The following is a 21,358-nucleotide window of genomic DNA, read 5'->3' on the forward strand; positions in this document are numbered from 1 at the left end:
TCTTATTCTACTCTGCCACAGCGACGTCGGCATTTTGCAAAGCAGCAGATGCCAACGGCAGGCAGATAACTGCTTCTGCGCCGTGATGATGGTTACCTTCAAAAACCGGGGCATCGTTCAACGTAAGTGTGCCTCCGTGTTCCTCGATTATCTTTTTCACGATGGGAAGACCCAGACCGGTCCCCTTGTCGCGGGTCGTTACGTAAGGCTCGAACAAGCGGCTGCGATCCTCTGGCAGGCCGATCCCATTGTCCGCAATCCGAATGAACGCCTGTTCGCCTTCGATATGCAAAGCAACGCGAACCTCGGGCACCAGTGTGTCGGGTGCGCCCTTTTCTTTGTAGCTTTCAATCGCTTCACCGGCGTTCTTGATCAGGTTGGTTAAAGCCTGAGAAATCATCGTGCCGTCAATCTCTGCCAAGATTGCATTAGACGGGATATCACTGACAAAGCGGACATCCGGCTGCCCGCTTTCCTGAAGAAGAACAGCGTCACGGGTCAACGCGCCCAGATCGCCCAAACGGCGATCAGGTTCTGGCATGCGCGCGAATTTAGAAAACTCATCCACGATGCGCCGCAAGTCATTGGTTTGGCGTACAATTACGTCTGTGTATTGATCCAGCGTTTCTTTCTGATCACCAACAATGGGGCCGAATTTCCGCTTCAACCGCTCGGCGGACAGTTGGATCGGGGTCAGTGGGTTTTTGATCTCATGCGCGATCCGTCGGGCGACATCGCCCCACGCTGCCATACGTTGGGCGGCCACCAGATCGGTGACATCATCGAAGACCACAACATACCCTTCCAAATTGCCGTCACTGTTGCGACGCGTCGCCATACGAACCAGCAGGTTTTCAAGCGCGCCCTTGCGTGAAAGCTTGATTTCCTCTTGTGCTGCTTCGCCACCTTTTTCGCGTAGTTTATTGAAAAGGTTTCCAAATTCAGGAACGGCGGCAGGAAGCGGCAGATCTCCGTCACGTTCTTCGTCAAAATCCAACAGGCGCAGCGCAGACCGGTTTATCAGTTCCAGTTTGCCGTTTTCATCCAGCCCGATGACCCCAGCGGTTACGGAAGACAGCACCGAGTCAAACAACAAGCGGCGGTGTTCAATCTGTCGGTTATTGTCCAGCAGCGTATCGCGCTGCCCCTTCAACTGACGGGTCATCTGGTTGAAGATACGGCCCAACATGGCGATTTCATCGTCGCCCTCTTCTTCAACGACGCGCACATCCAAGTCACCCGCGCCAACGCGTTGCGCGGCACCAGCCAACCGCCCAACCGGGCGCGACAGGCGTTCTGCAAACCACAGGCCCAACCATACCGCAGCCAGAATAAGGATCACCGCAAAGCCAAGATAGATCAAAGCGAACTCTGCCAGCAGCCGACCCCGCTCGTTCTCAAGCTGGTTATAGAACACGGCTGTTTCTTGGGTTTCATCCAGCAGGTTAAGGATATCACCATCGACGCTGCGCGAGATGAACAGGTAACGGTCAACATAGGCAGACAGCTTGATCAAGGCGCGGAATTCATCATTGTCCCAGTCGTCTATCGTCACGATCTGGCCAGCCTCGGCGCTGATAATCTGAGCATTGGTTGGGCGTTCGTAATCAAACAGGTAGGAACGTTCGCCACGGGACCGGATCGAGCCATCTGCGTCGATCACATAAGCCTCTTTCAGGCCCCGCTGAACCTGTCCTTGGGCTTGGGTCAGAAGCTGGCGCACATCACCGTCTGACAGGAAGAAGGTCGATTGGCGCGCGATGTTCAGGAATGCCGCCACAGCCTCTGCATCTTCGATCAGATCGCTGCGATGTTGTTCTTCATAGGCTTGCGCCGCAGACAACGACGACCCAACCACCTGACGTACCCTGTCTGAAAACCAGCCCTCTAGGCCCGTATTCACGGTCAGCCCCGCAAACACCGCCACCAAAACCGTTGGCAACAGCGCGACCAAGGCAAACACCCCGGTAAGTCGCAGGTGAAGCTGGGATCCGGCAGAGCGACGGCGCCGCGCCGCGACCATCTGAACGACGCGCTGCATGACAAGGGCCGCGACGACCAGAACATAGACCAGATCGCACAACAAGATTATGCGCAGGCCAACGGAGTTTACCCCGTGGTCCAACGGGCCGAGCATCAACAATGTAACGATCGCCAAGAGCGGGCCCAGAATAACCAGACCAAGTGTTGCCGCGTTTTGCACGCGACGTTGGCGGCGCAATCGCACCAGCCGCTCCCAGGTTGCGCTCCGCGCAGGGCTTCGCACCGCCAGCCTCTTCATGTTGCGCCGCTTATTGCGGCTTTCCGCTATATGTCGTGACCCCATCGCGGCCTGACACCGCCGGGTCACGCCCGTGTTGCGGTTTTACATCAACTTACGGCGACGTGTCACGCGTATATCAAGGTCAGTGATCTTCTTGCGCAAAGTATTTCGGTTAATACCCAGCAAGTCGGCACATTTTGCCTGATTCCCGCCCGTTGCATCCAGTGCAATCTCGATCAGGGGCATTTCAACTTCGCGAAGGATTCGCCCGTAAAGACCGGGTGGTGGCAGCACGCCGCCATGCAAATCGAAGTATCGTCGAAGATGTTTGGCAACACTTGCCGACAGCTTTTCGCCTTCGCCACCGCCGACCAGCGGTTCAATTTCGGGCTGAGAGCCAAGCACCATTTCGACTTCGGCGCGGGAAATGACTTCTTCAGATGACGTGACAATCAGACGACGAATGGTGTTTTCCAATTGCCGCACGTTGCCCGGCCAGCTGTACGCACGGATCAGTTCCATCGCGTCATCTGCAAAGCGACGCAGGGAAAGGCCGTCACGCTCTGCCCGTCCAAGGAAGTGTTCGGCCAACAGCGGAATGTCGTCCACCCGTTCGCGCAGGCTGGGCACGTTCACGGTTACACCGCCAAGCCGATAGAACAGGTCTTGCCGGAAATCGCCCGCTTCCATCCTGCTCATCAGATCACTTTGACTGGTCGCCATCACGCGGGGCGAGGTTTCGCTGAACCCGTCAAGCATCCGAACGATGCGCGCCTGAGCTTCGGCATCAAGATCCGAAACCTCGTCAAACAAGATCGACCCGCCCTTGGCCCGCGCCAACAGCGCCGATGGCCCATCCATCCCCGCAAGGTCCGAGGCAGAGGCCGTCACAAACGGAAGCGTCCGGCGATCGGAAAAGTCATGAATCGCCCGCGCGATCAGCGATTTCCCGGTGCCGCTTTCCCCGGTGATCAACACCGCAAGGTCTGTGTTCATCACACGCGCAACAAGCCGATACAAAGCCTGCATTTGCGGCGTACGACCAACCAGCGGCAGATCGTCCGACGGTTCGGCGCGCACTTCGCTTCGTGGTGCGGGGGCGCGGCGTTTGGTTTCCAACGCCCGCGCAGCGCGCTTCATCAAATCAGGAAGGTCGAACGGCTTGGGCAAATAGTCATATGCCTCGGCCTCGGCCGCTTGGATGGCCGTCATGATCGTATTTTGCGCAGAGATTACGATGACCGGCAAACCGGGGCGTTCTTCTGAAATGCGCGGCAGGGCGTCCAACCCGTTTCCGTCGGGCATAACCACGTCGGAAATAACCAGATCTCCTTTGCCCTCTTCGACCCAACGCATCAGCGTCATCAAAGAAGACGTCGCATGAACCTTACACCCGGCGCGCGTCAGCGCCTGTGTCAGAACCGTGCGGATCGTGCGGTCGTCATCCGCGACCAGAACCGTGCCATCCATCAGAAATTCTCCGGATTTTTAGGTGATTTAAGTGCTCGAACTAGTAAGTGTCGGGTCATTTCGGCGCTCCTTTTGGGGCAACCGGCAACGAAATTCTAAAAACAGTGCGCCCCGGTGCGCTATCCACGGCCAGCAGCCCGTCGTGATCAGAGATAATCTTGGACACCAAAGCCAGCCCAAGGCCCGTACCGTTTTCGCGCCCCGATACAAAGGGATCGAAAATATCTCCGGCAATCTCGGGCGGCAGGCCGGGGCCGTCGTCGATGACTTCTATCTGAAGCGGAACCCGCAAACCGGACCCATCATCACGGCGCCGCCGCAAGGATTGATCGTAGAAGGTGCGGATCCTAATCGTATCGCCAACCCCTGCCCCGCGCATCGCTTCCGAGGCGTTCTTCAACAGGTTCAGGAACACCTGCAACAGTTGATCACCGTCCGCCCATGTCGGGGGCAACGACGGGTCGTATTCTTCGATAATCCGCAAATCGGTGGCAAAACCAACCATTGCGGATTTGCGGGCGCGGTCCAATAGATCGTGGATGTTGACTTGCTTGCACTGCGGTGGGCGCAAGTTTCCGAATTGTTCGACCTGCTCCAAAAGCTTCACGATACGGCGGCTTTCTTCAACGATCAGGTCCGTCAGTTCCAAATCGCCGTCGCTTAGGTTCATCGAAAGCAATTGCGCCGCGCCGGTAATCCCCGCCAGCGGGTTCTTAATCTCATGCGCCAGCATTTCAGCCATACCGATGGCCGATTTCACCGCTGATTTGGACGTTTGCGCGCGGCCCAACCTGTCTGCAATCTCGCGTGGCGAGATAAGCAACAACAACGTCCCCTCATCCTCGCGCAGCGGAGCAATCTGAATGTTGCACTGTACCGGCGAGCGGCCCGGTGCGGTCACATCTACGTCGTTGATAACCAATTCCGAGTGATGTTCACGTACGCGCCCATATGCTTCGTCCAAAAACGCGGCGACGGTCAGCCGTTCCCACACCTGCGCGCCCTTAAGCGAGCGGATGGATTTGTTCATAAATTCTTCTGCTGCCGGGTTAATCTCGGCAATTCGGTTGTCACGGTCCAGAATAAACGCGGGCAGCGGCAGGGCCGACCAAATAATATCACGCTCGTTACTCATGCTGCCTTCCTTTCCCCACTGCACATCGCTTGGGGAAGAAGTTTCAAAACGGTTTCAGGGGATTTCTCGGTCAATACGGCGCGGCGCAATTCCGGGTCGGTTTGGGCCTCGTCCATGTACCAGCCAAGATGCTTTCGGGACACGCGGGCGCCAAGCGTGGTGCCATAAAACCCAAGCATCGCTTCGTAGTGGCCCGCGACCATATCGCTTAGCGCGCTGCCTTCCGGCACTTCGGGCATTGGCGTGCCGAACAAAGTCGCGGCTATTTGCGCCAATATCCACGGGCGCCCCTGGGCCCCGCGCCCAACCATCACCCCGTCGGCACCGGACTTTTCCAACGCTTCGGCAGCATCGTCAGCATCCAGAATGTCACCATTTGCGATAACGGGAATCGAAACAGCATCTTTCACCGCGCGAATAGCGGCCCAATCGGCGCGGCCCTTATAGAACTGGCATCGCGTGCGCCCGTGAATCGTCATCATCTGAATACCCGCGGCTTCGGCACGCGCCGCAAGTTCCGGGGCATTCAACAGATCATCATCCCACCCCAGACGTGTTTTCAGCGTCACAGGGATTGAGACCGCCTCGACCACCGCTTCGATCAGGCCAAGCGCGTGATCCAGATCGCGCAACAACGCGGAACCGGAATACCCGTTCACCACCTTTTTGGCAGGACAGCCCATGTTGATGTCGATGATCCGCGCGCCGTTGCCTTGAACCACACGCGCGGCTTCGGCCATCCAGTGTGCTTCGCGGCCCGCCAGCTGGACAGAGGTATTTTCAAGCCCGAAACCAAGTTCGGCCCGTTCGCGCACGCCGGGCTTGGCTTGGACCATTTCCTGACTGGCAACCATTTCACTTACAACCAGCCCAGCCCCGAAGGACGAGACTAAATCCCGAAACGGAAGGTCCGTTATCCCGGCCAACGGCGCTAGGAAAACAGGCGGTTCTAGGGTGATACCTGCCAAATGAATGGCCAAATGCTTAATCCTTGGGCAATTTCTACTTTTGGGTAATGCGCGTTGAGCCAAAAGGCAATCTCGTGCGGCTGCTAACGACCGCTGAAACAAGCTTTGCACAATTTTTAATCGCCTTGGCAGGTCAATCTGCACCATTGCCCCGCCTGAAAGCAGCGAATACACGAATAGAGGACATAGATGAGGACGATGATGCAAACCGCAGCCATCATAGTAGCCGCAGGTCGCGGCGTTCGCGCCGGGGGCGACATTCCGAAGCAATTTCAGTTGCTTATTGGCAAACCCGTGCTGGCGCATACGCTTGAAAAATTCGCGTCCCACCCCGGGGTTGGGCAGATAATTCTGGTCCTCAGTCCGCAGGATGACGCGGTTTTCAGCGCGACCATGGGGGACTGGGCCGACAAGCTGACGATCGTAGCGGGCGGCGAGACGCGGGTTTCATCGGTTCAGGCTGGCTTAGCTGCCGCAAACGAAGGGACAGACGCTGTCCTGATCCACGATGGCGCGCGCCCGCTTGTGCAGCACAACCTGATTGATCGGGTACTGGCGGAACTGGAAACCCACCCCGGTGCCGCCCCGGCGATGCCTGTGACAGATGCGCTGTGGCGCGGCGATGGCGGCAAGGTCAGCGCGATCCAATCCAGAACCGGACTGTTTCGGGCGCAAACCCCACAAGGTTTCCATCTGGATGCGATCCGCGAAGCAAACGCGACCGCTCCCCAAGATGCCAAAGACGACGTTGAAATCGCGATTGGCGCTGGCCTTGACGTTGCCATCGTCGAAGGCGATGAAACCAACATAAAGATCACCCATCCGGGCGATTTCCTCCGCGCTGCGCGGATATTGCAGGAGTCTGTTATGGATATTCGCACCGGCAACGGGTTTGACGTTCATCGCTTCGGAGACGGCGATGCCGTTACCCTTTGCGGCGTCACCATCCCTTACCCACGCGGGCTTCAGGGCCACTCGGACGCCGATGTTGGCATGCACGCTGTCACCGATGCGATCTATGGCGCATTGGCCATGGGCGACATCGGCCAGCATTTCCCGCCATCCGACCCCCAGTGGAAAGGTGCCGCAAGCCATATTTTCCTGACACATGCGGCTGAACTGGCCAAGGAAAACGGTTTCACCCTGACCCATGCCGATGTCACCCTGATTTGCGAACAACCAAAGATCGGCCCCCACGCCCAAGCGATGCGTGTTGAGATGGCGCGCATTATGGGCATCGATATCGACCGGGTCAGCGTCAAGGCCACCACATCCGAACGGCTTGGCTTTACCGGTCGTGAAGAAGGCATCGCCGCATCGGCAACCGCAACATTGGTGAAAGCATGACACGTATTATCGCGACCTTCTTTGGTTCGGGCCTGCTGAAACCTGCGCCCGGCACGTGGGGGTCTTTGGCCGCCCTGCCCGCCCTGTACCTACTTCACCAAATTGGAAGCTTTCCGCTGGTCGCCGTCGCGACCGTCGCGGTGTTTTTCGTCGGTTGGTGGGCAACCATCCGCGAGACCGCCGGGAAAGAGGATCAAGACCCTTCTGAAATCGTGATCGACGAAGTTGCGGGCATGTGGCTGGCGCTTTGGCCGGTGTCGTTCGGCGCATCGTATGTCGGGGCCGACATCCTGTCGCTTTACCCCGGTTGGATCGTTGCCTTCCTTGGGTTTCGTCTTTTTGACATCACCAAACCCGGCCCGGTTGGTTGGGCAGATCGCAAACACACCCCATTGGGCGTAATGTTGGACGACGTGATTGCCGGACTGCTGGCCGCAATTGTGGTGATCGTGTTCGGAGTAATCTTTCACGTCTTCCTAATGTGAGGATCACATGACCCTAGGCCCCGCCAAAACGCTAATCGAACGCGCCCGCACACAGGGTGCGGTGGTCGCAACGGCGGAATCTTGCACGGGCGGCATGATCGCAGCGGCGATTACGGATGTCGCCGGGTCCTCGGCCGTTTTTGATCGCGGATTCGTCACCTACTCCAACGAAGCGAAGTTTCAGATGCTGGGGGTCCTTGAAAGCACCCTAGACGGCCATGGCGCGGTGTCCGAAGAGGTGGCCCGCGAAATGGCCAACGGCGCCCTTGCCCGTTCTGACGCGACGATTGCGATTTCAGTCACCGGCATAGCAGGCCCCGGCGGCACCGCGACCAAACCCGAAGGGCGCGTGTGTTTCGGCCTTGCCCAAACCGGGAAAGAGACCTTTTCGGAAACTGTAGAATTCGGCGCAGTGGGCCGCGAAAACGTCAGACGCGCGACCGTCGAACATGCGTTGGGGCTTATTTTGGCGGCACTCAAAGCCGATTCATAAGGTGCATATTAATTAAGCATTAGGCGCAACTGTGCGCCCGCATATTGATCATTATTCAAAACGCACACTACTTAACCACCAAAACTAACGAATGCCTCTTTTCCCGCCGAAGTTTACCCGCTTTGTGCGCCCAAACTGAAAAAAATCGGGAAGGGAAAATCTATGAATGGCGCAGATACCGCCTGGATTATCGTCGCGACAGCACTTGTGCTGTTCATGACGTTACCAGGGCTGGCACTTTTTTATGGTGGCCTAGTCAAAGCTCGTAACGTGCTCAGCGTTTTCATGCACTGCTATGCGATCGCCTGTTTAATGAGCATTCTGTGGTTCCTCTTTGGCTACACCATCGCGTTTGGCGACGGGAATGCGTATTGGGGCGGCATGGGCAAAATGCTGCTGTCCGGCGTCACCGCAGACAGCCTGTCTGGCACGTTGCCAGAGGTGTTGTTCTTTGCCTTCCAAATGACTTTCGCCATCATCACCCCTGCGCTGATCGTTGGCGCCTATGTTGAACGTATCGGCTTTGGCTTTGTTCTTCTGTTTTCGGGTCTGTGGATGCTGCTGTGCTATGCGCCAGTTGTTCACTGGATCTGGGGCGGCGGTTTTCTGGCTGATGGCGGCATCTTTGGTGAAACCGGCGTACGGGATTTCGCTGGCGGGATCGTGGTTCACGAAACAGCCGGTATCGCTGCGCTGTTGATCGCTGTGTTCCTCGGCCCACGTCGCGACAGCTCCACTCCCCCGCATTCGCCCGGCTATGTCATGATCGGTGCTGCAATGCTTTGGGTCGGTTGGTTCGGCTTCAACGGCGGGTCGCAACTTGCCGCTGATGGCGGTGCTGCCATGGCGCTGACTGTCACGCATATCTCTGCCGCGACTGCGTCGCTGACTTGGGCGCTGTGGGAAAAGATCAAATACGGCAAAGCATCGCTTGTTGGTCTGGTGACCGGTACGATTGCTGGTCTTGCATCGATCACACCTGCCAGTGGTTTTGTTGGCCCGATCGAAGCGCTGATCATTGGCGCAATCGCCGGTATCCTGTGTCAGGAAGCTGTGAACCTGATCCGCAACACGCTTAAAATCGACGACACGCTTGATGTGTTCGCGGTCCACGGCGTTGGCGGCATCTTTGGTACGATCATGATTGCAGTGTTCGGTGCTGGCACATGGGCCGCGCAGCTGGGCGGTTTGGCAGTCGTTGGCGTCTACACAGTGGTCGTTACGATTGTGCTGATCAAACTCGTCGGCTTGGTTACGCCGCTGCGTGTTGATCAAGATACAGAGGTCTCTGGCCTTGACCTGACCGTACATGGTGAGCGCGCTTACGACATCAGATCGTAACGGCCCACCTTCGTATCCACGACCAAACGCGGGCCTTCGGGTCCGCGTTTTTTATTGGCCCTGAACCAGTGCGCAAAGCGCCGCCAGATCGGGCCCTGTGGTATTTGAAACCGCGCCCCACAATCTGCCTTCCCTATCCGCCCCCAGCAGACTTATCGCTTTGGCCCGCAACTTGCCGCGCCGGACGTCAAGTGCGATCGGCGTATCCAAATCAAAGCGCGCGCTTACGGATGTACCGTCGCCCCTTTCAACCACGACACGCGTGGCGGTTTCCGCAAGCGTTTCGTCTGTTAGAACCACAACCTTGTCGCGCAACGCTGTAAGCTTGGGATCCACGCACAACGCATCGCTAAAGGACGACAACGCGCCGGTGTCGTAACCCGACAAAGCCATTGCCGCCGTCAGCCGATAACTGAACTTCGCCTCTAGGCCGGTCTGCGGCGCAGAGAGGTTGCAAACGGTAAGCCATCTGGGATGCGTGGTGACCGTCACACGGGCGATATTGTCGGGGTCTGTCTGATCCAGCGCGCCAATCGCCTCTAGCATTGCGTGCGTGCCATGACAGCAGGCGTGGAATTTGTGGCTGATACCTTCGAACAACCATTCCGCCCCCAGCCCATCAAGCGCGGCTTCGACCGCTTCGCCGCAATGGGTTGGGCCGAAGCCCTGCGCACCTTCAAGCCCAACGGGGTTAGCGATGAACCCGCGTGCCGCCAACAGCGCCGCCTCGACACCGTTCGATGCTGCGATGCCGGCGTTATACGGCTTTCCCATCGTCCCGAATTGCGACTTCAACCCCGAAGCGCGCGTTGCCGTCAGACCCACAGCATGGGCCGTTTGGGCGGCGTCGCACCCAAGTAACCGACAGGCCGCAACGGTCGCGCCAAAGGCCCCTGCTGTCGCCGTCTGATGAAACCCGGCCTGATAATGCGCCCGGCCCAGCCAAGTGCCAACACGAACAGAGACTTCCACCCCAACCAGCACGGCATCAAGAAATGCATCGCCTTTTGCACCGGTTCCTTCGGCCACCGCCAGTGCCGCCGGGATCACCGCAACCGACGGGTGGCCGATATGGGCGAAATGCGTGTCGTCATAGTCAAGCGCGTGGGACGTCGCCCCGTTGATCAACGCAGCCGCGCGCGCCGGAAGCCGCGTGGCGGTGCCAAAAACGCTCGCCTCGCCGGTTCCGCCATCCTCCAGACCCAGCGCGCGGGTTAAACGGGCCACGGGCTCTTGCTGACCGGCGATGCCACAGGCGGCCCAATCCAAAAGGGAAAGACGCATCATTGCCCGCGCAGAGTCGGCAGGTGTTGCGTTAATGGCGAATGAGCTTATCGCCTCGGTAATTCCGTTTTGCCCCACCAGCGCCTCTCCTCTTTATGCTTTGTGAAAATAACCCCGCCGGAGGTACAAAAGTCATCCCCCATCGAAAACTATTTCACAGAGCAAAGAAGGCGCCTATGCGGATGGCTGACCGTAAAGATCTTCAGCCCGCTTTTCGAACGCACGCACGACGCGCTGCATCGCCTCGTTAAAGACGACGCCGATCACGCCCTGAAGCACGCGGTTCTTGAACTCAAAATCAACAAAGAAATCGACTTCGCACTTGCCCTCGGGCAAGTCACGAAACTCCCACGTGGATTTCATGTATTTGAACGGCCCGTCCAGGTATTCGGTGTCGATCTTCATAATCTCGGGAAACAGGGTCACGCTGCTGCCGAACCGTTCGCGGAACACTTTGAACGAGATGACCAAATCCGCTTCGACCACTTCGCCGCCTTCAATTGGCGTGCGCGAACGTATCCGTGCAGCCGCCGTCCAGGGCAGGAATTTCGGATAGGACGCGATATCGGCCACAAGGTGATACATCTGTGCGGCAGAATACGGCAGGGTTCTGGTCTCGGAATGGGTCGGCATTGGCGATCTTAGCTGTTATCAGTGGGACGTCATTTCGACCATGTAGGCGCGGAATTCAAGGGACTGCCATGACTCAAAGACCATATGTCATAGATGAAATGATCTCGGCCAAGACAATTGCGGCGCGGGTCGAGGCGCTGGCCGGCGAAATCACTGCGCATTTCAGGGGCACCGACAAACTGATCGTCGTGGGGCTGTTGCGCGGATCATTTGTGTTCATCGCCGATCTGGTGCGTGAACTGGATCTGCCGGTCGAGGTGGATTTTCTAGAAGCCTCTTCCTATGGCAACGAAATGGAAACTTCGCGCGAGGTTCGGATTTTCAAAGACCTGCGCAGCGAGATTTCAGGCCGGGATGTGCTTGTCGTCGAAGATATCGTCGATACGGGTTTCACGCTGTCCCATGTGATGCACATCCTAAAGGGGCGCGGCCCCGCGCGGATCGAAACGATTGCCTTGTTGGACAAACCGGCACGGCGCGAAGTGTCGGTAAAAGCCACCTGGACCGGGTTTGAAATTCCGGACGAATTCGTCGTTGGCTATGGCATTGACTATGCTCAGCGAAACCGAAACCTACCGTTTATTGGCAAAGTAAGGTTTACGGCATGAATTACCGCTGGCTTCTGCGTATGGCCAAATGGGGCCGCAACCCACCCGGCGAGAAGCAGGTAAAACTGGTGCTTGGGGCGATCCTTATCTGCTTGGTTTTATTCGCGATCGAACGCCTGTTTGGCTGGCCCGAATGGCTGACCCCGCAAAACACCCCGCGCGGTCGTTTCAACAATTAGTACACGCAGATGTGTGCTGAAGAGCCCCATATTACGGTTTTGAAGGATAGTTTTTCGCACCTTCCCCGCTAAACTTGGCCCACATTTGGTTCATTTTTAGAGGGAGACTCCCATGCGCATGCCAAACCGTATTTTAGCCGCTGCATTAGGTTTATCGCTGATTGCAGGTTCCGCGATTGGTGCCAGCCACGAAAATAAAGCCAACGAAGCCGCCATCAAAGCACGCAAAGCCCACATGCAGCTTTACGCCTTTAATCTTGGCGTGCTGGGCGCGATGGCCAAGGGTGAAATGGAATATAATGCCGAAGCTGCACAAGGCGCCGCTGGCAATATCTCTGCCCTGACCAAGATGAACCAAGGCGCGTTTTGGCCGCAAGACTCTGACAGCTTGTCTGCTGAAAACACCCGCGCCCTGCCCGATATTTGGGAAAACTTTCCTGACGTCATGGAAAAGAGCAACGCATTGGTACAAGCCGCAACCGCAATGGATGCAGCCGCCGGCACCGACCTTGCCAGCCTTCAGGGGGCGATTGGGCCACTTGGCCAAGCCTGTGGCGCATGCCATAAAAAATACCGCCAACCTGAATAACATTTCAAAGGGTGGCACGGTTTTGCCGCGCCACCCACTGACTAGAAAGACATTACATGCGTCGTGTTTTGCCGTCCCTCGCTTCGGCGGGCATTGTGGGCTTGGGGGTGTTTTGGTGGGTAACAGCGCCAGATCGCCTGCCTGACGATGCCGTCGCCGGATTGTCCGCGGATGTTGCCCATGGCGAGCAGGTCTTTTGGGCGTCGGGCTGTTCGTCCTGCCACGCGGCGCCCGATGCCACCGGCGATGAAAAGCTGCTGCTGGCTGGGGGGCAAAAATTCCCAAGCGATTTTGGAACATTTATCGCGCCCAACATCTCGCCCGATCCAGAAAATGGCATTGGCGGGTGGTCAACGCTTGATCTGGCGAATGCCATGACCCGCGGTGTGTCGCCTGAGGGTGCGCATTACTATCCGGCGTTTCCATACACGTCCTACGCCAATGCAGACCTGCAGGATATTGTCGATCTAAAGGCCTTCCTTGATACGCTGCCTGCCGTCCCGACCCCAAGCCAAGCGCACGAGGTGGGGTTCCCGTTTAACATTCGCCGCTCTCTCGGGGGGTGGAAATTCCTTTTTGCCGACAAAGGCTGGGTGATCACTGACGGGCTGACCCCAGAAACCGAACGCGGTCGTTATTTGGTCGAAGCGCTGGGCCATTGTGGAGAGTGCCACACGCCCCGTAACGGACTTGGCGGCATGGAACGCGCCGCGTGGCTTTCAGGCGCGCCAAATCCTGATGGCAAAGGCACCATTCCCAACATCACCCCCGGTGAGCTGGACTGGTCAGCGGCAGACATCGCCTATTACTTCGAAACTGGGTTCACGCCCGATTTCGACAGTGTGGGCGGCCATATGGCGTCAGTTGTCGATAACCTAAGCAAGCTGAGTGCCGAGGATCGCGCCGCAATTGCCGCCTATCTGAAAATTGTGCCTGCGGTGAAGTAAGGCGGGTTAAACCCGCCCCAACTTTTTCAAACGCGCGTCGCGCAGACGCGCGAAGTCATCCCCCGCGTGGTAGGAAGACCGCGTAAGCGGCGTGGCCGAAACCATCAGGAAACCTTTGCCATAGGCCGCAGTTTCATATGACTGAAACTCCTCGGGCGTCACGAAGCGGTCAACCCGGTGATGCTTGGGCGTGGGCTGCAGATACTGACCGATGGTAAGGAAATCGATGTCTGCCGCGCGCATGTCTTCCATCACCTGCAGAACACTTTGACGATCTTCGCCAAGGCCAACCATGATCCCCGACTTGGTGAACATGGATGGATCAATTTCTTTCACCCGCTGAAGCAACCGCAGCGAATGGAAATAGCGCGCGCCGGGGCGCACCTCTGGGTACAGGCCGGGGACGGTTTCAAGGTTGTGGTTGAACACGTCCGGCTTGGCAGCCACCACAACCTCCAGCGCCTCGGGGGCGCAACGAATGAAGTCGGGTGTCAGAATTTCAATGGTGGTGCCGGGGGATTGGCGGCGAATGGCGCGGATGGTTTGGGCAAAATGCTCTGCCCCGCCATCTTCGACATCGTCACGATCAACCGAGGTGACAACAACATGGTTCAGCCCCAGCTTTTTCACCGCATCGGCCACACGGCCGGGTTCAAACACATCCAGCGCCTCTGGCGGTTTACCGGTGGCGATGTTGCAGAACGTACAGGCGCGGGTGCACACCTCGCCCATGATCATCATGGTGGCGTGGCCTTGGCTCCAACATTCACCGACGTTCGGGCAACCCGCCTCTTCACAGACGGTGACAAGCTTATGCTCGCGCATAATGTCGCGCGTGTCGCGATACCCCTTAGAGGTCGGGGCCTTAACCCTGATCCAATCCGGCTTTCGCGGTTGTTCATTGTCTGGGCGCTTTGCCTTTTCAGGGTGGCGTTGAGCCGGGATTTTGAGGTCGCGCATTTATTATTCCCCTTATTACAGCGGAACATATGAGGTTTTATCGTCTAAACCAATGGCCTTTTCCATTTGCAACGCGGGTATGCGGTGCACGTCTGGCCGGGAGGGGATCCCGGCGCAGTCTGTATGTCGAATTGCGCTTTGGTTCAGAGGTTTTTCATACCGAAAAAACCTCGAGCAGAGAAGACACAGACGTGTGTCTTCTTGGTTGCTGCCCCGCAGCAACGAGCGTGGTTTGCCGGTGAGGCCACGCGAAGCCCACCACTCCGGAAACTGTTGAGGGCTGCCGAATTGGTGGCCCTCAACAACCTTGGGCACTGAATTATCAATGATTTCAAAACCTTTGATCCAAACGCAAGAAATCGCGTTGAACCCCCTTCGCAAATCGAAATAAACCGTCGCCAACCGCACGCTGCAATGCAGCATGCGATTCATCACACGACACAAGGATATACCGATGAAAGCTGGCTGCGCCCTGCCCCAAGTGACATTCCACACTCGCGTTCGCGACGACAGCATCGAAGGGTCCAACCCTTTCCGCTGGGAAGATAAAACAACGCAGGACTATTTCGCAGGCAAACGTGTTGTGCTGTTCGCATTGCCCGGCGCCTTTACGCCGACATGTTCCACATTCCAGCTGCCCGGCTTTGATGACGGCTTCGGCGACTTTGCGGCTGTGGGAATCGATGACATCTATTGCCTGTCGGTCAACGACAGCTTTGTGATGAACAAATGGGCCGAGATGCAGGGCATCAAAAACGTCAAAACCATCCCCGACGGCGCAGGTGAATTTACCCGTCGCATGGGCATGTTGGTCCGCAAAGACAACCTTGGTTTTGGACTGCGGTCTTGGCGTTATGCGGCTGTCGTGAACGACGGTCTCATCGAAGCTTGGTTCGAAGAGCCCGGTCTGGCAGACAACCACGGTGATGACCCATATGGCGTGTCGTCGCCCGAAAACGTCCTGTCTTGGCTGCAAGAAGCGACGCGCGAACAGGCCGCTTAAACCGAATACCCGTGTTGCCGGGTGATCGCGCCCGGCAACACAATGACCGAAAGGCCGCAGGCCTGAACACGCTTCTATGCTTGTTCGCCAACTCTCTTTCGTTATCGTGCTGCCACGACATCAGGAGAGCCCAATGACCAACGCAGCGTCCGAAAACCCGCTTGGCCGCACGCAGGAATTTCTGAAACAAATCGTCTATGGCGGCAATGACGGCATCGTCACCACCTTTGCGATTGTCGCAGGTTTTGCAGGTGCAAGCGCTGACGGTGTGGCGCAAATCGGCGGGCTTGCCGTTCTTGTTTTCGGCTTTGCCAACCTTTTCGCTGACGCCGTGTCGATGGGGCTTGGGGAATTCCTGTCCGCGCGTTCGGAAAGGCAGCTCTATCAAGGCAGGCTTAGTTGGCTGCTTGGTCGGTTGCGGGACGACCCGGAAACCGAAACCGCGACCTTGGCCAAGTTGCTGCAAGAACGAGGGTTGAAAGAACCCGATGCCAAGGCTGCAAGCGTCATCATCGCGCGCGAACCATCGCTGATGGCAGAACTGATCATGCGTTACGATTCAGGCCTAACAAACCCGGACGGCGACAATCCTGCATTGAATGGCTTCGTGACATTCCTTTCATTCGTGGTCTTTGGCGTCATTCCCTTGGTGCCGTATTTCTTGTTCGAAGCAACGGAAAGCACGCTGCAACTTTCGGTTATGGCCACCCTATCGGCATTGGTCGCGCTGGGCGTTTTGCGATGGAACGCAACGGGCGAAAAACCCGCGCGATCCATCGGTGAAACCGTCGTTGTAGGAAGCGTTTGTGCGGTCGTTGCATTCCTTGTCGGTATGATCGTAGGCGGATAGACCGCCTAGCCGATCATGTTGGCGCCCGGCCCGGATTGCTCTTCGTAGTGGCGGTGAAGGCGCTGTAACGCGATCCGCAACACAATCTTGCCCGAACGGGCCGACCAGCCCATTCGCTTTTCTGCGACTTCCATCCCCTCCAGATAGCAACAACAGCGCAGGACGACATCGCCCAGCCCCGGGCCAAGATCACGCAATGCTGCCCCCACACGATCCCGTGCAGCGCGCGGGCCATCACATTGACCACCGCCGCCAAAGCCGTTTCGATCGCCACCAGATAGAAACCGATCCCAGTTCTGAGTCACGCGCGGCCCCATTTGGGCCAGTTCGAAATCTTCGCGCAACCTTTCACCTGCGCCAACCAACTCGTTGGAAAGAAACGGTTTACCGTCTTTTCCCTTGCGACGAGCCAAAAGCGCCAGCGGGGATTCCGCCAAGTTATAACGAATGCGCTGCGGGGTATCTTCGCCGGGCTCTTTCACCTCTCGCTCTGCCCACTCGCAGTGTTGTTCAGTGAACGGTGTCATTGCTTCTGCAAAGCCGGTCGCGCCGCGCGCTTCTTCCGCCAGTATCCGTTTCAACGCCGCCCGACCTGCAGACGTGATTTGATACGACGCAACGCGGCCGGGTTTGTGACACACGATCCAATCTTTCAGCACAAAGGCTTCGACGATCGAACGGGACACCACACCGATACGCGTCGTTTCTGTGCCGTTCTCTTTAAGAACCGCTGCTTTTTCTAGGTCTGGCGCAATCGCCAAAAAGGCACCCGTTTCGCAAAGACGGCGCAGAATCCGCTTTGCCTCGCGTGTGATGGTTGCTTCGTCGGTGAATGAAATTCCCTGTCGAATTGGGGCTGTCATCAGGTCGCTATCCTCAGAATTGCTGTAGGAAAAAAGTACCCGCCCAAGCGTATGAAGGGCGGAATCGACCAGAGGATCGTCACGGCGCTGTTCAAAACGGCGAACCTGACGCGAAATCGTGGATGCATGGCACCCCGCTTCGCGCGCCAAGCCGCGGATTGAACATGCACCAACTGTGTGTGCGATATACCAATAGGCGGGATCAGGTATCCAAGCCGGACGAGGAAACCCCCCGTTTCCGTGTTGTTTGACGTCCCCAATCACACTCATCCCCTTGGTCGTGCTCAGCAGCTCCCGCCCGTCAAATATTTATGACTGATGAACACGTTAAGGTTGTCTTTCTTACCAAGACGTTAACGCAGGAGCCGTTGATTAGAATTGTCTTAAAAGGATAAATGTTATTGAAGCATCCGAACGGTGGATCGGCCCAAAACGCAACACCCGCTAGGGTTGTGTATCTCTTGTCAAATCAGACATTCAGGAGATTTCAGCATGACCGATCCAATCAGCATTCTGCACGCCATGCGCCGCCCCCGCCTTTTGATCCGGGCAGCGCGCTTTGGCATCGCAGATTACCGCCGAGAACGGGATCTTTCACGGCTGGTTAAACTCGCCCGCACACCAAGCCCAACCCATGCGCTGGGCGCGCTGTTAGAACAAGAGGAGCGGATGGAGGCAACGCGCCAAGCGGGCGATGCAAGCTATTCCATCGCCCGCCACGTTGAACTTCTTATCGCGATGATGGCCGAGGCCCGGCTTTTGCCGCGCCCCAAGCCAATGTCGCACTCTTAGATGAAAGAGTCCGCTGTCGAGGCCTTCTTTTCATCGATATAGGCGCGCAAAGCGCCAGCGATTTCGGGATCAAGGGCTGGCTGTTGGTAATCTGCCAACAGCTTGGCCACCCGCGCCGACGCAAGCGCCTGCGTGTCGCGCCCGCCGTCTTCGTCCCATGTTTCGAAGGGGCGATAATCAAACAAATTCGTCCGCCAGAACGCATCCTTAAAATGCGCCTGCGTGTGGGCGCATCCAAGGAAGTGCCCGCCGGGCCCAACTTCGCGGATTGCATCCATCGCCTGCGCCGGTTCGTCATATGCAACGCCAGCGGCAAGCTTATGCAGCGCGCCCAATTGATCGGCGTCCATCACGAATTTCTCGTAAGATGCGACAAGCCCACCTTCCAGCCAACCACAAGCGTGCAGCATGAAGTTAACGCCGCCCATCAAGGCTGCGTTCAAGGTGTTGGCAGATTCATACGCCGCCTGCGCATCCGGCAGCTTAGAGCCGCACAAGCCACCACCCGACCGGAACGGCAGGCCAAGACGGCGGGCAAGCTGCCCTGCCCCATACAGAATCTGGCTGGCTTCGGGGGTACCAAAGGTCGGCGCACCCGAGTTCATGTCGATGGAGGTTACAAACGCACCAAAGATCACCGGCGCACCGGGGTTCAACAGCTGTGAATAGGCAACCCCGGCCAGAACCTCTGCCAACACCTGTGTCAGGGTGCCCGCAACCGAAACCGGCGCCATCGCGCCACCCACGATGAACGGAGAGATAATGCAGGCCTGATTAGCTTCGGCATAAACCTTCAACGCGCCCATCATTGTCGCGTCGAACGTCAGTGGCGAGTTAATGTTGATCAGCGACGTCATCACCGTGCGGCCGTCAAGACCGCCAAACAGAATCTCGCACATTTCAACAGAATCTTGCGCGCGCGATGGTTCCGTGACCGACCCCATAAACGGCTTATCACTAAGCGTCATGTGGGCGTGCAGCATATCAAGGTGGCGCTTGTTCACGGGCACGTCGGTTGGTTCACACACGGTACCGCCCGAATGGTGCAGCCATTTGGACATATAGCCGAGTTTCACGAAATTACGGAAATCGTCCATCGTTGCATAACGACGACCACCATTGGCATCCCGCACGAATGGAGGGCCATAAACCGGGGCCAAAACCAACGATTTGCCACCGATTTCGACATTCCGTTCAGGGTTGCGCGCATGTTGGGTAAAACGGCTCGGGGCCGTTGCACAAAGTTTCCGCGCAAGGCCGCGTGGGATGTGAACGCGTTCACCGCGCACGTCGGCACCGGCGTCTTTCCACAGCTTCAACGCCTCGGGATTTTCAACGAAGGCGACGCCAATCTCTTCCAGAACGGTTTCGGCGTTGGCCTCGATCACCTCAATCGCTTCTGGGGTCAGAATTTCGAAATTAGGGATGTTCCGCTCGATGTACTTGGCGGCATCGATCTTTACCGCAGTCCTTTCGGCGCGACGGGCGGCACCGCCACCCCCTCTGCCCCGGCGACCCGTACGTGCAACTTCTACTTCGGCCATTCGAAACGCTCCTGAACTCTCAGTCGGGCGGCCCTTCGCAAACACCCGTTCTGCCAAGTTTCTATTCAGTTTCTCAAACGGGCAAAGGAATTTTTACGCCGCAATACCAGCCAAGTGCGACATCTATTAAGAAGGTTGACTCCACACATCCGAATATGTCGATCTGTAAGTGGGAGAAAAACACGCTGGCGAAAATCAGTCAGCCGGACGGGAGATGACAGAAAGCGGGCGCAAAAAGCAGCCCGCACAAGGGAGGAAAATCAATGACAAACGATAAATCGCGGGCGGCCGTAATGGTGCGCACCGCTGGGATAGCTGTTGCCTGGGCTTTGCTGGCCGCACCCGCCCAAGCGACAAACGGTTATATCGCAAACGGATACGGCGGTGGCTCCAAGGGGCTAGCTGGTGCAGGTGTCGCGGTTCCGACCGGGGTATTGGGATTGGCGCAAAACCCAGCGATGGGCCTGAAGGTTGGCAATCAGGCTGGGTTTTGCTTAACGACCTTTGCGCCCGAACGTGGGTTTGAAACATCGGGTGCCGGACCGCTGAGTAATGATGACTACAAAAGCGAAAATCCGATCTTTTTCATCCCATGTGGCGGTGCAAACTTTCAGCTTAACGAACGCAGTACACTTGGCTTATTCGTGTTCGGCAATGGCGGAATGAATACCGAATATAAGAGCAATGTCTTTTCCGCGTTTGGTGGAACCCCTCCCTTAGGCGTTAACCTTGAACAGCTCTTCATTTCTGCCAACTACAGCTATCAGGTCAATGACAGGCTGACCTTCGGAATTGCGCCCGTTGTTGCGATTCAAAGGTTCAGCGCGACTGGACTTGAACCCTTTGATAACGCGTTCTTTTCATCCGACCCCGGCAAGGTCACAAACAACGGCGATGATTGGTCAACCGGCGGCGGTTTTAACTTTGGCCTGCTTTATGAACCGACCTCGGAATGGGACATCGGACTCGCCTATCGCTCGCGTATGTATATGGAGCCATTCAACAAATACTCTGGCCTATTTGCAGAACAAGGTGACTTCGACATTCCCGCCGTTGCGACACTCGGCGCGGCCTATACCCCGGCAAAAGACGACCGGTTGACCATCACCGCAGAATACCAGCGCATCTTCTATAGCGATGTCGCGGCCATCGCCAATTCCAACGCAACCGCAGATGCCCTGTTCGCGGGGCTTGGCAATGATGACGGTGCCGGCTTTGGCTGGGGCGATATGGATGTCGTGCGCGTTGGGGCCATCTATCGGCCAGATGATAAATGGACCCTGCGTGGCGGCCTTAGCTATGCAAGCCAGTTCACCGACAAAGAAGAGGCGTTGTTAAACGTCTTAGCCCCGGCAACGCCCCAGTGGCACGCCTCTGTCGGGGCAAGCTATAAGGTGAATGATCGCTGGGGGATTACTGGGTCGTTCACCCACGCGTTCAGTAACACTGTTACGGGCACGAACGACGTTCTGGCACCAAATCAGGCGATCGACCTTAAGATGGTTCAGAACGAATTTGCCCTTGGGGCGACGTATCGCTGGTAAAGATTGCACCGCGCTGCCGTAAATGTGGCGCGGTGCCCCTTGCACGAATCCGGTCTCGGG

General features: G+C 57.2%; 22 protein-coding genes. 12 read left to right on the top strand and 10 right to left on the bottom strand.

What is annotated here, in order from left to right; all coding sequences use genetic code 11:
• Positions 1-7: 7 nt before the first annotated feature.
• The 4 genes from COL8621_RS08165 to dusB form a co-directional block, all read right to left on the bottom strand.
• The gene (locus COL8621_RS08165; RefSeq protein ID WP_093966748.1) at positions 8-2,281 is read right to left on the bottom strand and encodes a sensor histidine kinase NtrY-like; all 2,274 of its coding nucleotides are present in this window, start codon (positions 2,279-2,281) and stop codon (positions 8-10) included.
• Between the two features lie 84 nt (positions 2,282-2,365).
• Entirely contained in the window at positions 2,366-3,733 is a 1,368-nt protein-coding gene (locus COL8621_RS08170) for a response regulator (RefSeq protein WP_093966749.1), read from the bottom strand.
• Positions 3,734-3,788: 55 nt separating this feature from the next.
• On the bottom strand, positions 3,789-4,868 hold the full coding sequence (locus tag COL8621_RS08175) for a two-component system sensor histidine kinase NtrB (RefSeq protein ID WP_093966750.1): 1,080 nt from the start codon (positions 4,866-4,868) through the stop codon (positions 3,789-3,791).
• Complete coding sequence (gene dusB, locus COL8621_RS08180) at positions 4,865-5,848, bottom strand: tRNA dihydrouridine synthase DusB (RefSeq protein ID WP_235823768.1); 984 nt, start codon at positions 5,846-5,848, stop codon at positions 4,865-4,867. The genes COL8621_RS08175 and dusB overlap by 4 nt, the downstream gene beginning before the upstream one ends.
• Positions 5,849-6,037: 189 nt before the next feature.
• Between dusB and COL8621_RS08185 the strand changes: the two genes are divergently transcribed.
• From COL8621_RS08185 to COL8621_RS08200, 4 genes are all read left to right on the top strand, one after another.
• Complete coding sequence (locus COL8621_RS08185) at positions 6,038-7,183, top strand: bifunctional 2-C-methyl-D-erythritol 4-phosphate cytidylyltransferase/2-C-methyl-D-erythritol 2,4-cyclodiphosphate synthase (protein ID WP_093966985.1); 1,146 nt, start codon at positions 6,038-6,040, stop codon at positions 7,181-7,183.
• Entirely contained in the window at positions 7,180-7,668 is a 489-nt protein-coding gene (locus COL8621_RS08190; protein ID WP_093966752.1) for a phosphatidylglycerophosphatase A family protein, read from the top strand. Before COL8621_RS08185 ends, COL8621_RS08190 begins: the two co-directional genes overlap by 4 nt.
• Positions 7,669-7,675: 7 nt before the next feature.
• Entirely contained in the window at positions 7,676-8,161 is a 486-nt protein-coding gene (locus tag COL8621_RS08195) for a CinA family protein (RefSeq protein WP_093966753.1), read from the top strand.
• 162 nt (positions 8,162-8,323) lie between these two features.
• On the top strand, positions 8,324-9,502 hold the full coding sequence (locus COL8621_RS08200) for an ammonium transporter (RefSeq protein WP_093966754.1): 1,179 nt from the start codon (positions 8,324-8,326) through the stop codon (positions 9,500-9,502).
• A gap of 51 nt (positions 9,503-9,553) precedes the next feature.
• On the opposite strand, the gene COL8621_RS08205 is transcribed toward COL8621_RS08200, so the two are convergent.
• Positions 9,554-10,864, bottom strand: coding sequence for an MmgE/PrpD family protein (locus COL8621_RS08205; protein WP_235823769.1), 1,311 nt, complete (start codon positions 10,862-10,864; stop codon positions 9,554-9,556).
• A 96-nt stretch (positions 10,865-10,960) separates the two neighbouring features.
• Positions 10,961-11,419: a type II toxin-antitoxin system RatA family toxin gene (locus COL8621_RS08210; protein WP_093966755.1), complete on the bottom strand. Its 459-nt coding sequence runs from the start codon at positions 11,417-11,419 to the stop codon at positions 10,961-10,963.
• A gap of 68 nt (positions 11,420-11,487) precedes the next feature.
• Between COL8621_RS08210 and hpt the strand changes: the two genes are divergently transcribed.
• The 4 genes from hpt (at position 11,488) to COL8621_RS08230 (ending at position 13,742) form a co-directional block, all read left to right on the top strand.
• Positions 11,488-12,027: a hypoxanthine phosphoribosyltransferase gene (hpt, locus tag COL8621_RS08215; protein WP_093966756.1), complete on the top strand. Its 540-nt coding sequence runs from the start codon at positions 11,488-11,490 to the stop codon at positions 12,025-12,027.
• The gene (locus COL8621_RS08220; protein ID WP_093966757.1) at positions 12,024-12,206 is read left to right on the top strand and encodes a hypothetical protein; all 183 of its coding nucleotides are present in this window, start codon (positions 12,024-12,026) and stop codon (positions 12,204-12,206) included. The genes hpt and COL8621_RS08220 overlap by 4 nt, the downstream gene beginning before the upstream one ends.
• Positions 12,207-12,318: 112 nt before the next feature.
• Positions 12,319-12,795: a c-type cytochrome gene (locus COL8621_RS08225; RefSeq protein WP_235823773.1), complete on the top strand. Its 477-nt coding sequence runs from the start codon at positions 12,319-12,321 to the stop codon at positions 12,793-12,795.
• Between the two features lie 56 nt (positions 12,796-12,851).
• Positions 12,852-13,742, top strand: coding sequence for a c-type cytochrome (locus COL8621_RS08230; RefSeq protein WP_093966758.1), 891 nt, complete (start codon positions 12,852-12,854; stop codon positions 13,740-13,742).
• Between the two features lie 6 nt (positions 13,743-13,748).
• Here the strand turns inward: COL8621_RS08230 and lipA are convergent, their stop codons facing one another.
• Together lipA and COL8621_RS08240 are read right to left on the bottom strand one after the other, a co-directional pair.
• The gene (lipA, locus tag COL8621_RS08235; RefSeq protein WP_093966759.1) at positions 13,749-14,702 is read right to left on the bottom strand and encodes a lipoyl synthase; all 954 of its coding nucleotides are present in this window, start codon (positions 14,700-14,702) and stop codon (positions 13,749-13,751) included.
• 15 nt (positions 14,703-14,717) lie between these two features.
• Positions 14,718-15,134: a hypothetical protein gene (locus COL8621_RS08240; protein ID WP_093966760.1), complete on the bottom strand. Its 417-nt coding sequence runs from the start codon at positions 15,132-15,134 to the stop codon at positions 14,718-14,720.
• A gap of 22 nt (positions 15,135-15,156) precedes the next feature.
• On the opposite strand from COL8621_RS08240, the gene COL8621_RS08245 reads away from it, so the two are divergent.
• Together COL8621_RS08245 and COL8621_RS08250 are read left to right on the top strand one after the other, a co-directional pair.
• A complete protein-coding gene (locus COL8621_RS08245; RefSeq protein WP_093966761.1) occupies positions 15,157-15,705 on the top strand; it encodes a peroxiredoxin in 549 nt (182 codons plus the stop codon).
• A 133-nt stretch (positions 15,706-15,838) separates the two neighbouring features.
• The gene (locus COL8621_RS08250) at positions 15,839-16,555 is read left to right on the top strand and encodes a VIT1/CCC1 transporter family protein (RefSeq protein WP_093966762.1); all 717 of its coding nucleotides are present in this window, start codon (positions 15,839-15,841) and stop codon (positions 16,553-16,555) included.
• A 5-nt stretch (positions 16,556-16,560) separates the two neighbouring features.
• Here the strand turns inward: COL8621_RS08250 and COL8621_RS08255 are convergent, their stop codons facing one another.
• Positions 16,561-17,688, bottom strand: coding sequence for a DUF6456 domain-containing protein (locus COL8621_RS08255; protein WP_093966763.1), 1,128 nt, complete (start codon positions 17,686-17,688; stop codon positions 16,561-16,563).
• A gap of 222 nt (positions 17,689-17,910) precedes the next feature.
• Here COL8621_RS08255 and COL8621_RS08260 point away from each other — a divergent pair, with 222 nt between their 5' ends.
• The gene (locus COL8621_RS08260; protein WP_093966764.1) at positions 17,911-18,210 is read left to right on the top strand and encodes a DUF6477 family protein; all 300 of its coding nucleotides are present in this window, start codon (positions 17,911-17,913) and stop codon (positions 18,208-18,210) included.
• Here COL8621_RS08260 and COL8621_RS08265 read toward each other — a convergent pair.
• Entirely contained in the window at positions 18,207-19,754 is a 1,548-nt protein-coding gene (locus tag COL8621_RS08265; protein WP_093966765.1) for a trimethylamine methyltransferase family protein, read from the bottom strand. The genes COL8621_RS08260 and COL8621_RS08265 overlap by 4 nt on opposite strands.
• Positions 19,755-20,017: 263 nt before the next feature.
• Between COL8621_RS08265 and COL8621_RS08270 the strand changes: the two genes are divergently transcribed.
• Positions 20,018-21,298: an OmpP1/FadL family transporter gene (locus tag COL8621_RS08270; RefSeq protein WP_093966766.1), complete on the top strand. Its 1,281-nt coding sequence runs from the start codon at positions 20,018-20,020 to the stop codon at positions 21,296-21,298.
• Positions 21,299-21,358 lie beyond the last annotated feature (60 nt).

It is taken from the genome of Actibacterium lipolyticum, assembly GCF_900184935.1.
Taxonomy (GTDB): Bacteria; Pseudomonadota; Alphaproteobacteria; order Rhodobacterales; family Rhodobacteraceae; genus Actibacterium_A; species Actibacterium_A lipolyticum.